Origin of the sequence: Pseudomonas taiwanensis (genome assembly GCF_013393345.1) — a bacterium.
In the GTDB taxonomy this organism is placed as follows: Bacteria; Pseudomonadota; Gammaproteobacteria; order Pseudomonadales; family Pseudomonadaceae; genus Metapseudomonas; species Metapseudomonas resinovorans_C.
In genome coordinates, this window is sequence record NZ_QJRF01000030.1 from 104,414 (window position 1) to 116,157 (window position 11,744).

Consider the following 11,744-nt stretch of genomic DNA (forward strand, 5'->3'; position numbering starts at 1 on the left):
CCATAGGAGCCATGCACATGAAGATCAAATCCGTCCGTACCCGTGTTTTCGAATGGAAGGGCAAGGTGGTGCCGCCGCAGGCGCACTTCTGCACCAACGCCACCGACATCCTCTATGAGCGTGGCGATGCCATGGGCTCGTTCCGCTTCCATGGCTGGCTGGTGGTGGAGATCGAAACCGACACCGGCATCGTGGGGATCGGCAACTGCGCCCTGGCACCGCGGGTGGCGAAGGAAATCATCGACCTCTACCTGGCGCCCATCGCCATCGGCGAAGACCCCTTCGACTACGAATACATCTGGCAGAAGATGTACCGCCGCAGTCACGCCTGGGGCCGCAAGGGCATCGGCATGGCCGCTATCTCGGCGGTGGACCTGGCGATCTGGGACATCATGGGCAAGGCGGTGAACAAGCCGGTATTCAAGCTGCTGGGCGGGCGCACCAAGGAAAAGATCTGGACCTACGCCTCCAAGCTCTACGCCAACGACAACCTCGACCTGTTCCTGGAAGAGGCCCAGGGCTACCTGAACCAGGGTTTCACCGCGCTGAAGATGCGCTTCGGCTACGGCCCCAAGGACGGCCCTGCGGGCATGCGCAAGAACATCGAGCAGGTGCGTGCGCTGCGTGAACTGGCGGGCCCGGATGTGGACATCATGCTCGAGTGCTACATGGGCTGGACCCTGGAATACGCCCGCCGCATGCTGCCGAAACTGGCCGAGTTCGAACCGCGCTGGCTGGAAGAGCCGGTGATTGCCGACGACATCGAAGGCTACGTGGAGCTGAAGAAGATGGGGATCATGCCCATCTCCGGTGGCGAGCACGAGTTCACTTCCTACGGCTTCAAGGACCTGCTGGAGCGCCGCGCAGTGGACGTGATCCAGTACGACACCAACCGTGTCGGTGGCATCACTGCGGCCCGCAAGATCAACGCCATGGCCGAAGCCTGGTCGGTACCGGTGATCCCCCACGCCGGGCAGATGCACAACTACCACCTGACCATGGCCAGCACCGCCTCGCCCATGGCCGAGTTCTTCCCGGTATTCGACGTCGAGGTGGGTAACGAACTCTTCTACTACGTGTTCAAGGGCGAGCCGCAGCCCGTGAACGGCTACATCCAGCTGGACGACAACCTGCCGGGACTGGGTCTGGAGATTTCCGAGGAGTACCTGAAGGACTTCAACATCATCGAGTAACGGGCACTCCAGCCCACAGGGCAGCCCGGGCCAGGTGTGTCGGCGGCCCGAGCACCCGATTGGCCCCGGCGTATGCCGGGGCTTCTTTTTTCAGGCCGACGCCAGCGAGGAATGAGGCGCTGGGGCTGTGGGGGCGAATTCATTCGCTATGGGCAGCGCAGCTGCCCCAACGCCCCAAAGGCAGGCCTGCGGCCCGCATTGCGAATGAATTCGCTCCCACAGAGAGCTGGCCGAAGTTGGCTCTTACCGCACGCCGGCCGGCTCTTGAGTCATGCAGGCTTAGCCGATATCTTGAGTCGCCTAATCATTAGTCTGCTACCAAGCCCTTCCCCGGCAGACGATCCGGACCCCTGATGAGCTCCCAAAGTCCCCTGTCGCAACGCATCGACCAGCCGCTGAAAGGTATCGTGCTGGTCTGCCTGGCAACTTTCCTGTTTTCCAGCCACGACGCGATTTCCAAGTACCTGTCGGCCTTCTACCCCATCGTGATGGTGGTCTGGGTGCGCTACCTGGTGCACACGCTGCTGATGGCGGGCTTCCTGCTGCCGCGTGAAGGGACCCGCATACTCCGCACCAAGCGGCCGATGCTGCAGATCGCACGCGCGCTCTGCCTGATCGGGGTGAGCCTGCTGTTCACGACCGGCCTGCGCTATATCCCGCTGGCCGAGGCGACCTCGGTAATCTTCCTCGCGCCGCTATTGGTCACCATGCTTTCGGTCCCTTTGCTGCGCGAGCGCGTCTCCCGCGCGCAATGGGGGGCGGTGTTGGTGGGCTTCGCCGGGGTGCTTCTGATCGTGCGCCCGGGCGGTTCGCTGTTCACCCCGGCCGTTCTGTTTCCGTTGGCTGCGGCCGTGTGCTTTGCCTTCTACCAATTGCTGACGCGCATCCTCACGCGCACCGACAGTTCGGCCACCAGCAACTTCATCACCGGCCTGACCAACACCCTGATCATGAGTGCCCTGGTGCCGTTCTTCTGGCATCTGCCGGACAACCTCGGCCACAGTCTGCTGATGCTGGCGCTGGGGACCTGCGGCATGGGCGGGCACATGCTGCTGACCCAGGCGTTCCGCCACGCGTCGCCGCCGCTGCTGGCGCCCTTCGGTTATGGGCAGATCGTCTTCGCCGGCCTGCTCGGGTTGCTGCTGTTCAACCACGCGCCGGATCAGGTCGGCCTGCTCGGCATCGCCATCATCGTGGGCAGCGGCCTGTTCACGGCGTATGCGCAGAAGCGTTAGGCACTTTCTGCCTGACGCGAGTCAACGTAGTCCTTCAGCCACCGCAGTACCTGCACCGGCTCCCAGCGGGCGGGGTCGAACAGGGCATAGGCCTGGCCCTGGTACCCCACTACATCCAGTTGCCGGTGATAGCCGGCACGCTGGAACAGGGCCTCGATCTCGGCCAGGCAGGTATTGAAGTGCAGGCGGCCGAAGGGCGTCTTGCCATCGGTCACCAGGCCTTCCAGACGTAGTTCTTCCACCGCTTCGCGGATTTCTTCCGGGGCCATGCGGCTCACGGTGTACTTCAACTGGCGCACATCCAGCATCGGGTCTTCCTCGGATTCAGTGCAGCCGCCGGCTGGCGGACAAAGGCTGCACCCGGCCACGGGGCGGGAAGGGCAGCGGCAGCTGATAGGGCAGCGGAACATTTTGTGGAACAGGTTGCTCGGGTATCGGCAAGCGGATCGGGGCTGATACAGGCATAGGACTTTTCCTGAATTACTGTATATTTATACAGATATCAGTTGCCGCCGTCTGATGGCAACCAAACCAAAGGAAAAATCTGTTGTCAGTCATTTCCCCTGACGCAGTACCCCGAGAACAAGAAAACTGATGATTCGCTCTATCCTGCTGTTTTGCCTGCTGTTTTCCGCCACCACCGAAGCCGCCGCACCGCGCACCTTCAACGAAGCGAAGAAGGTCGCCTGGAAGCTCTACGCCACCCACCCGGTGGAGTTCTATTGCGGCTGCCGTTACCAGGGCAATCGCGTGGACCTGAAAAGCTGTGGCTACGTGCCGAGGAAGACACCGCAGCGAGCCCAGCGCATTGAATGGGAGCACATCGTGCCGGCCTGGGTGATCGGCCATCAGCGGCAGTGCTGGCAGCAGGGCGGGCGCAAGAACTGCGCGGAGAACGATCCGACCTACCAGCGCGCCGAGGCCGACCTGCATAACCTGGTGCCGAGCATCGGCGAGGTGAACGGCGATCGCAGCAACTACAGCTTCGCCTGGCTGCCGCAGAAGCCGAGCCAATACGGCGCTTGCCCGATGGTGGTGGACTTCAAGGCACGCAAGGCGATGCCGCGCCAGCAGATCCGCGGGATGATCGCGCGTACCTATTTCTACATGAGCGACCGCTACGGCCTGCGCATCTCCAGCCAGGACCGCAAGCTCTACAACGCCTGGAACCGCCAGTACCCGGTGGAGGCCTGGGAGCGCAACCGCAACCAGCGCGTGGCCTGTGTGATGGGTTACGGCAATCCGTTCGTGGGGAAGGTGGATATGGGTGTTTGCCGGCGGTAGTGGCATTCAGTGTTGCGAGTGGCTGCATTGCCCGTAGGAACTGGCTTGGCAGCGAATGGCTCCTTTTCGCTAGCAAGCTAGCTCCTACAAGGCTCTGGGAATGAATTCGCCCCCTACAAGGAATCGATGGCCCACCAGTTGGGTAATAGGCGCTGTACCTCCGGCCGCGCAAAGCGGTCGTCGATCAGGTGCACCACGCCCCGGTCGTCGGTCGTGCGGATGACCCGGCCGGCCGCCTGCACCACTTTCTGCAAGCCGGGATAGAGGTAGGCGTAGTCGTAGCCGGCGCCGAACTGCGCGGCCATGCGCTGCTTCAACTGCTCGTTGATGGGGTTCAGTTGTGGCAGGCCAAGGGTGGCGACGAAGGCGCCGATCAGTCGCTCGCCGGGTAGGTCGATGCCTTCACCGAATGCGCCGCCGAGCACGGCGAAGCCGATGCCCTGACCACCTGCTTCGAAGCGCTGGATGAATGCCTGGCGCTCGGCTTCATCCATCTGCCGTGCCTGCAGCCAGACGGGCACGTGCGGATGCTCGCGGGCGAACAAGCTGGCGACCTGCTGCAGGTAGTCATAGCTGCTGAAGAAGGCCAGGTAGTTGCCGGGACGTTCCGCAAACTGTCGGGCCATCAACCGTGCGATGGGAGTGAGCGATGCGTTGCGGTGCTGGTAACGCGTGGAGACGTCGGTGGCTATCCGGACCTGGAGTTGTTCGGCGCTGAAAGGGGAGTCCACTTCCAGCCAGGGTGTATTGGCGGCCAGTCCCAGCAGGTCGCTGTAGTAGCGGCGCGGGTTGAGGGTGGCCGAGAACAGCACGGTGGAATGGCTGGCGGCGAATCGGGGGCCGATAAAGGGGGCGGGCACCAGATTGCGCAGGCACAGGCGTGAGAGGCTGCTTCCACTTTTGCCGACGCGCTTGCTGAGGTCGAACAACGAATGGCTGTCGAACTGCTCGGCCATACGACCGAATTGCATGGTTTCGAAGTAGAACTCCTGCAGGGCGGCATCCATGGCGGTGGGATTGTCGGTGAGGTAGTCGGTAATCGCGGTTACCGCCCCCTGGAGGGCATTGAGCAGTTTGGTCGGAGGTGCGTCATAGGCTCGGTAGTCCTCGGCCTGCTCCTTGTTCAATTCGCTCCAGGCGCGGCCGACCCGTTCCAGGGACTTCTTCAGCGCGGCCGGTGCGTTCTTGCGCAGCGCCTTGAGGCTGAGTTGGTCGAGCTCGGCCGAATACATCTTGCGCGCCCGTTCCACCAGGTTGTGGGCTTCGTCCACCAGCACCGCAACGCGCCACTGGTTGACGTTGGTCAGCCCGTGGAGCAGGGCGCTAGCGTCGAAGTAGTAGTTGTAATCGCCTACCACCACATCGCTCCAGCGGGCCATCTCCTGGGCCAGGTAGTAGGGGCAGACCTGATGGGCGAGAGCGATTTCACGAATGGTTTCGCGGTCCAGCCAGCAGCGTTCCGTGGCGGCCTTGCGGGCGGCCGGCAGACGGTCGTAGAAGCCACGGGCGAGGGGACAGGATTCGCCATGACAGGCGTTTTCCGGGTGCTCGCAGGCCTTGTCGTGAGCGACCAGTTCGAGCACCCGCAGGGGCGCGGTATCTATTTGCTGCAGGGCGTCGAGGGCCAGTTGGCGGCCGGGTGTTTTCGCGGCGAGGAAGAAGACCTTGTCCAGCGCCTGGCGCGGAGCTGCCTTGAGCAGGGGGAACAGGGTACCGAGCGTCTTGCCGATGCCGGTGGGCGCCTGAGCCATCAGGCAACAGCCGGTGCTGACCGCCTTGTACACGGCCTCGGCAAGCTGGCGCTGGCCCTTTCGGAACGCGGCATGGGGAAAGGTGAGGGTTTCAAGTGCGGCGTTGCGCGCCGCTGTGTGGGCGAGCTCCTGTTCGGCCCAGGCAATGAAGCGTTGGCACTGGGTTTCGAAAAACAGGCGCAGGTCTTCGGCCTTGTGGCGCTCGGTGAGTAGCGTTTCTTTCTGACTGCCGATGTCGAAATAGACCAGCGCCAATTCGATTTCTGCCAGCGACTGCTGCTGGCAGAGCAGCCAGCCGTAGATCTTCACCTGGGCCCAGTGCAGATGTCGGTGGTTCTCCGGCATGCGCTGGAGATCACCGCGATAGGTCTTCACTTCCTCCAGACGGTTCAGTGCCGGGTCATAACCGTCGGCGCGACCGCGCACACGCAGTGGGCCGAACTCGCCAACCAGCGCGACTTCTGTCTGGTAGCCCTCGCCCCGACGGCTGGCCACCAGCGCGTGGCCCGCGATGCCTTCCTGGGCGGTGGGCGCCGGGGTGAAGCGCAGGTCGAGGTCGCCCGTCTTGGCGGTGAACTCGCAGAGCGCGCGCACGGCGACGCTGTAGTTCATCAGGCGTCCGCCCATTGCACGTAGCAGACTTCCACGGGAATCCCGTGTTGGGCGCAGAACTCCAGCCAGCGCAGCTGGTTGTCCTGCAGTCGGTCACCGGGCCCCTTCACCTCGATCAGGCGGTAGCGGCGTTCGGCCGGCCAGAACTGGATCAGGTCCGGCAGGCCGGCGCGGTTGGACTTGATGTCGGCAAGGATGCGCTGGAAACAGGCCTTGAGCTGCGCGGCAGGGAGGCAGGCCAGAGCCTGGTCGAGCAGGGCTTCGTCCAGGTTGCCCCAGTAGACGAAGGGCGACAGCAGCCCCTGTTTGGCCGCGAAGGTCCGGCGAATGCTGGCCTGGTATTCCCCGTTGTCCAGCTGTGCCAGGCAGGCATCGAACAGCTCTGCCCGGCGTGCATGGAAATCAGGGCTGAGCAGGTCCGACGGCCCATTGTGGAACGGGTGGAAGAAGGCACCGGGTAGCGCGGCGAAGATGGCGTCCCAGCACAGCAAGCCGAACAGCGAGTTGAGCAGGGTGTTCTCCACGTAGTGCACGGGCGCGTCGTCTTCGTGGAAATGCAGCAGCACGGCATGCTCCACCGATAGCGGTTCCGGGGGGTGCGGCAGCAGCAGGTCGATACGCTGCACAGTGGTGCTGCCGGCTGGCGGCTCCTTGGGCAGGCCGAGTTTGCGTCGCAGGCGCGGCAGGATGCGGGTCAGGTGTTGCTGCTCTTCCTCGCTCTCGGGCGCTGCGTTGGCGAGTTGGGCAAGACCGAAGGCATCGTCATGGGCCTCCAGGCGTTCGAACACACGGATGCGTCGCACCCGCGCTCCTGGGTAGTCGCAGAGGCTGTACAGGCCAAGCGCCGCTTCCAGCAGCTCGCAGCGCTCGCAATGTTGGCCGATCTGGAACAACAGCTTGCGTCGACGCGCATCCAGCCAGGGGTTGGCGTGGGTTTCGAGTGGAAGTTCGGGCAGCAGTTGTTCGAGTGCCTCACCCGCCTCGAAGCGCTCCCTCCAACGGTGAAGGCGCAGGTAGTAGTCGAGATCGGCACGCTCGCGGAAACCCCTTGCGGAGGCATCGATCTCCACCTTTTCGTACTGGTAGATGCCGAGGTCGGCGAGGACGAATTCGGACCAGTCCTGATAGAGGTTGCCGAAGAACATCAGTCGCAGGCGGTCGCAGATGTCCATCAGACCCAGGGCATAGACGCAATCGCTGCTGGTCGGAAACCAGTCCGCGAAGGTGCGGCGCCCATCGTGTTCGGCAAGCAGGTTCTCCAGGCGCTCCGCCTTGCGTCCCGGAGCCTTGCCGAAGCAGGTATCCACCTCGCCCAGCGTGAGCAGGCCGAAGAGTTGAGCCAGGTCCAGCTCCGCTGCTGCATCCACCCAGCCGAGTGCCAGCAGCGGAAGGGCCGCCTCGCAGGTATCGCCGATTTCCACGTAGTTCAGCTTGCTCGCTCGAAACAGCATGCCTTTGCGCATCACCATGCGAACCAGGAGCGCCTGGGAGGCGCGAGGCAGGAGGCGGAAATCTTCGATGAACGCCACTTCCTCGCCGTCCAGCAGGTCGTGATAACGCTCGCTGATCCAGTCCAGCAGGGTGTGGAAGTTGTGCAGGTAATAGAAGGGATCGTCGAGTGCGGCAGGCATGGCGGGGGACGGCAGACCGGTCTTTTACTGTGGATATATACAGATATCAGGCGCGGCGGGGGCGCGGCAAATGCATTTCGATCAGTGGGGCTGCGGGCGGCGCGACGCTATTTATTTTGTCGCGCCTGAATCTAAAAAACCTATATCCAAAGCCTTCTGGCGCGCGGCGCACAGCGCTTTTCGCGCTGGTAGCTTTTTCCTAGCCAGCGACTACAAAAATCATAATTTCGCGAATTCCTCGCTCTGAACAGAATGCGGCCAACACCCCTTACCGATAGCCGCATCAGCAAAACAAGAATGATCAGAGTCAGAGGAGGCAAGCGATGACCGACCTGAACCAGACCGCGTTTCAGAACTACGCGGAGAAGGCAGTTGAAACAATAGAGATCGATACGCTGGTTGTGGGTGCTGGCCAGGCCGGCGTGGCCATGAGTGAGCACCTGACCAAGCTCGGCGTACCGCACCTGGTGCTGGAGCGCAATCGCATTGCCGAAGCCTGGCGTACAGGACGCTGGGACTCGCTGGTGGCCAACGGGCCGGCCTGGCATGACCGTTTCCCGGGGCTGGAGTTTGATCTCGATCCCGACGCCTTTGCTTCCAAGGAGCAGGTGGCGGCCTATTTCGAAGCCTACGCCAAGCAGTTCGATGCCCCCATCCGCACCGGCGTGGAAGTGAAGTCCGTGGTGCGCAATGCCGATCGTCCGGGATTCACCGTCGAAACTTCCGAAGGTGTGATCCAGGCCAATCGTGTGGTCGCCGCTACCGGACCGTTCCAGCGCCCGATCATCCCACCGATTGCGCCCAGCAACGCAAGTGTCAAGCAGATTCACTCCGCCCAGTACCGCAATCCGCAGCAACTTCCGGAAGGCGGTGTGCTGGTGGTAGGGGCCGGCTCGTCCGGGGTGCAGATTGCCGATGAGCTGCAGCGCGCCGGCAAGCAGGTCTACCTGTCGGTCGGTCCGCACGATCGTCCGCCGCGCGCCTACCGCAATCGCGACTTCTGCTGGTGGCTTGGTGTACTCGGTCTGTGGGATGCGGAAGCCGCCCAGCCGGGCAAGGAGCATGTGACCATTGCTGTGAGCGGTGCTCGTGGTGGTCATACCGTCGACTTCCGGGCACTGGCCCATCAAGGTGTGACGCTCGTCGGCCTCACCAAGTCGTTCGAAGGCGATGCGGTGACCTTCCAGGCGGACCTTGCGGAAAACATCGCTCGCGGCGACGAGAACTATCTGTCGCTGCTGGATGCCGCGGACGCCTACATCGAGCGCAACGGCCTCGATCTGCCGGAGGAGCCCGAAGCCCGCGCGACCTATCCGGACCCGGAATGCGTGAGCAACCCGATACTCGAACTGGACCTGGCAAAGGCCGGTGTTACCTCGATCATCTGGGCGACTGGCTACGCGGTCGATTACAGCTGGCTGAAGGTCAACGCCTTCGACGCCAAGGGCAAGCCGCAGCACCAGCGCGGTGTGTCGGCTGAGCCGGGCGTCTATTTCCTTGGTCTGCCGTGGCTGTCCCGCCGGGGCTCCACCTTTATCTGGGGTGTCTGGCACGACGCCAAGCACATCGCCGACCACATCGCCACCCAGCACAAGTACCTCGCCTACCGCGATGCCTCGCAGCGCCGGGCGAAAGACTGAGAGGCAGCGTTTCCATGCAGGCGACTGCTGTCATTCGTGTGCTCAAACAATCAGATTTCAGGAAGTGATTTCGATGCCTACCCATACTCGCATCCGCATGTTCAACACCAAGGACACCTATCCGAACCAGTCGCTGGATAATGACCTGTGCCAGGCCGTGCGTGCTGGCAATACCGTCTATGTGCGCGGCCAGGTCGGGACCGATTTCGAGGGACGGCTGGTCGGCCTCGGCGATCCCCGCGCCCAAACCGAACAGGCCATGAAGAACGTCAAGCAACTGCTGGAAGAGGCGGGCAGCGACCTGTCCCACATCGTCAAGACCACCACTTACCTGATCGACCCCCGCTACCGTGAGCCGGTCTACCAGGAAGTGGGCAAGTGGCTCAAAGGCGTGTTCCCGATCTCCACCGGGCTGGTGGTTTCCGCCCTGGGCCAGCCGCAGTGGCTGATGGAGATCGATGTGATCGCGGTGATTCCGGACGACTGGCAGTCGGCACAGGCATAAGGAGCAGGAGCATGACGTTCTCTATCATTGGCCGCTGCCCGGAGACTGGGCAGCTCGGCATCGCCATCAGCTCTTCGAGCATCGCGGTCGGCGCCCGTTGCCCGTGGGTGCGGGCGGGGGTTGGTGCGGTGGCGACCCAGAACGTCACCCTGCCGGCCCTGGGTCCGCAGATTCTTGACCTGCTCGACGGTCAACAGCTGGAGCCCGTGGCAGCCCTGGATCGGGCCCTCAGCACCAACGGCTGGAGCCAGTATCGCCAGGTCACAGTGATCGATAGCCACGGCCGCACCGCGCTGTTCAGTGGCAGCGAGGCGTTGGGCGTGCACAACGCGGTTGCTGGCGAGCAGTGCGTCGCAGCAGGGAACCTGTTGTCTGGAACCCATGTCATCGAAGCCATGGTGAAGGCATTCGAGGCAGCTCCCGGGCTTCTTGCCGAGCGCCTGCTGGCAGCCATGCACGCCGCGATGGCGGCAGGTGGCGAAGCGGGTCCGGTTCACTCGGCAGCACTCAAGGTGATGGGTGACCTCACCTGGCCGCTCGTCGACCTGCGGGTCGATTGGGCGGAGGAGGACCCGATCGGTCAGTTGGACGCGCTCTGGCAGGCCTATCGGCCGCAGATGCAGGATTACGTCACCCGTGCGCTGAACCCTACGGCGGCCCCCAGTTACGGGGTGCCGGGCGATGAGTGAGGTCTCCAGTCGCGATCTGCTTGAGCGGCTGGTCGGTTTCGCTACCGTCAGTCGGGACTCCAACCTGGAGCTGATCGCGTTCATCCGGGATTACCTCTCCGGTCTCGGGGTCGAGAGTGAGCTGTTCTACAACCCCGAACGCACCAAGGCCAACCTGTTCGCCACCATCGGTCCTCGCGACCGGGGTGGCGTCGTGCTGTCTGGCCACACCGACGTGGTGCCCGTGGACGGGCAGGCCTGGACGGTCGAACCATTCAGGCTGACCGAAAGGGAAGGGCGGCTTTACGGCCGCGGCACAGCGGATATGAAAGGTTTCATTGCCTCCGTCCTGGCGGCTGTCCCGATCTTTCTGGAGCGGCCACTCACCCTGCCGGTGCATCTGGCCTTCTCCTATGACGAGGAGGTTGGCTGCCTGGGAGTGCGTCCCATGCTGGCGGAGCTGGAAAAACGGCCGCACAAGCCGCGCCTGTGCCTGATCGGCGAACCCACGGAGTTGAAGCCGGTGCTGGGCCACAAGGGGAAGCTGGCCATGCGCTGTGAAGTCCAGGGCGCCGCCTGTCATTCCGCCTACGCGCCTTATGGCGTGAACGCCATCGAGTACGCGGCACGATTGATCGGAAAGCTGGGCGAGATCGGTGCGGAACTGGCACGGCCGGAACTTCACGATGAACGCTTCGACCCACCTTTCTCCACCGTGCAGACCGGCACCATCAAGGGCGGCCGTGCGCTGAACATCGTTCCGGCGGAATGCGAGTTCGACTTCGAGGTGCGCGCGCTGCCGGGTTTCGATGCTCAGCAGGTGGCGGATGAACTGCTCGCCTTCGCCGAGGACGAATTGGTGCCCCGGATGCGCAGGGTGCAGGCGGATACTGGCATCAGCCTCAAGCCGTTGAGCGCCTATCCGGGACTGGTCACTCCGCCCGACGGTGAAGCGGCTCGCCTGCTGGCGCTCCTCTCTGGTTCGACGGAGTTCGGCACCGTGGCCTTCGGCACCGAGGGTGGGTTGTTCGATCAGGCGGGCATTCCCACGGTCGTTTGCGGCCCGGGCAGCATGGATCAGGGGCATAAGCCGGACGAGTTCGTCAGTCTTGAACAGCTGTTGGAGTGCGACGTCATGCTGCGCCGTCTGGCGCTTTATCTACAGGGCGAAGAGCGTCTGCTGTAGACTGCCGCACCCCTTTAGGTATGGCTGGGGTGTGTGATT

At 63.3% G+C, this 11,744-nt stretch carries 11 protein-coding genes; 8 read left to right on the top strand and 3 right to left on the bottom strand.

The window, feature by feature from the left end; translation table 11 throughout:
• Positions 1-17: 17 nt before the first annotated feature.
• On the top strand, positions 18-1,193 hold the full coding sequence (locus DM872_RS01740) for an L-lyxonate dehydratase (RefSeq protein WP_179057835.1): 1,176 nt from the start codon (positions 18-20) through the stop codon (positions 1,191-1,193).
• A 353-nt stretch (positions 1,194-1,546) separates the two neighbouring features.
• The gene (locus tag DM872_RS01745) at positions 1,547-2,428 is read left to right on the top strand and encodes a DMT family transporter (protein WP_179057836.1); all 882 of its coding nucleotides are present in this window, start codon (positions 1,547-1,549) and stop codon (positions 2,426-2,428) included.
• Here DM872_RS01745 and DM872_RS01750 read toward each other — a convergent pair.
• Entirely contained in the window at positions 2,425-2,736 is a 312-nt protein-coding gene (locus DM872_RS01750) for a transcriptional regulator (protein WP_179057837.1), read from the bottom strand. The genes DM872_RS01745 and DM872_RS01750 overlap by 4 nt on opposite strands.
• 286 nt (positions 2,737-3,022) lie before the next feature.
• On the opposite strand from DM872_RS01750, the gene DM872_RS01755 reads away from it, so the two are divergent.
• Entirely contained in the window at positions 3,023-3,712 is a 690-nt protein-coding gene (locus tag DM872_RS01755; protein WP_373273671.1) for an endonuclease, read from the top strand.
• 113 nt (positions 3,713-3,825) lie between these two features.
• Here the strand turns inward: DM872_RS01755 and DM872_RS01760 are convergent, their stop codons facing one another.
• On the bottom strand, positions 3,826-6,075 hold the full coding sequence (locus tag DM872_RS01760) for an ATP-dependent DNA helicase (protein WP_179057838.1): 2,250 nt from the start codon (positions 6,073-6,075) through the stop codon (positions 3,826-3,828).
• The gene (locus DM872_RS01765; RefSeq protein WP_179057839.1) at positions 6,075-7,706 is read right to left on the bottom strand and encodes a VRR-NUC domain-containing protein; all 1,632 of its coding nucleotides are present in this window, start codon (positions 7,704-7,706) and stop codon (positions 6,075-6,077) included. The genes DM872_RS01760 and DM872_RS01765 overlap by 1 nt, the downstream gene beginning before the upstream one ends.
• Positions 7,707-7,776: 70 nt before the next feature.
• Between DM872_RS01765 and DM872_RS01770 the strand changes: the two genes are divergently transcribed.
• From DM872_RS01770 to argE, 5 genes are all read left to right on the top strand, one after another.
• Positions 7,777-7,953, top strand: coding sequence for a hypothetical protein (locus tag DM872_RS01770; RefSeq protein WP_179057840.1), 177 nt, complete (start codon positions 7,777-7,779; stop codon positions 7,951-7,953).
• 76 nt (positions 7,954-8,029) lie between these two features.
• Positions 8,030-9,346, top strand: a complete 1,317-nt coding sequence (locus tag DM872_RS01775) for a flavin-containing monooxygenase (RefSeq protein ID WP_179057841.1) — start codon at positions 8,030-8,032, stop codon at positions 9,344-9,346.
• Between the two features lie 73 nt (positions 9,347-9,419).
• Positions 9,420-9,851 (top strand): RidA family protein, encoded by a 432-nt coding sequence (locus DM872_RS01780; protein WP_077525271.1) that lies wholly within the window; start codon positions 9,420-9,422, stop codon positions 9,849-9,851.
• A gap of 11 nt (positions 9,852-9,862) precedes the next feature.
• Positions 9,863-10,540: a DUF1028 domain-containing protein gene (locus DM872_RS01785; protein WP_179057842.1), complete on the top strand. Its 678-nt coding sequence runs from the start codon at positions 9,863-9,865 to the stop codon at positions 10,538-10,540.
• Positions 10,533-11,705, top strand: a complete 1,173-nt coding sequence (argE, locus tag DM872_RS01790; protein WP_179057843.1) for an acetylornithine deacetylase — start codon at positions 10,533-10,535, stop codon at positions 11,703-11,705. The genes DM872_RS01785 and argE overlap by 8 nt, the downstream gene beginning before the upstream one ends.
• Positions 11,706-11,744 lie beyond the last annotated feature (39 nt).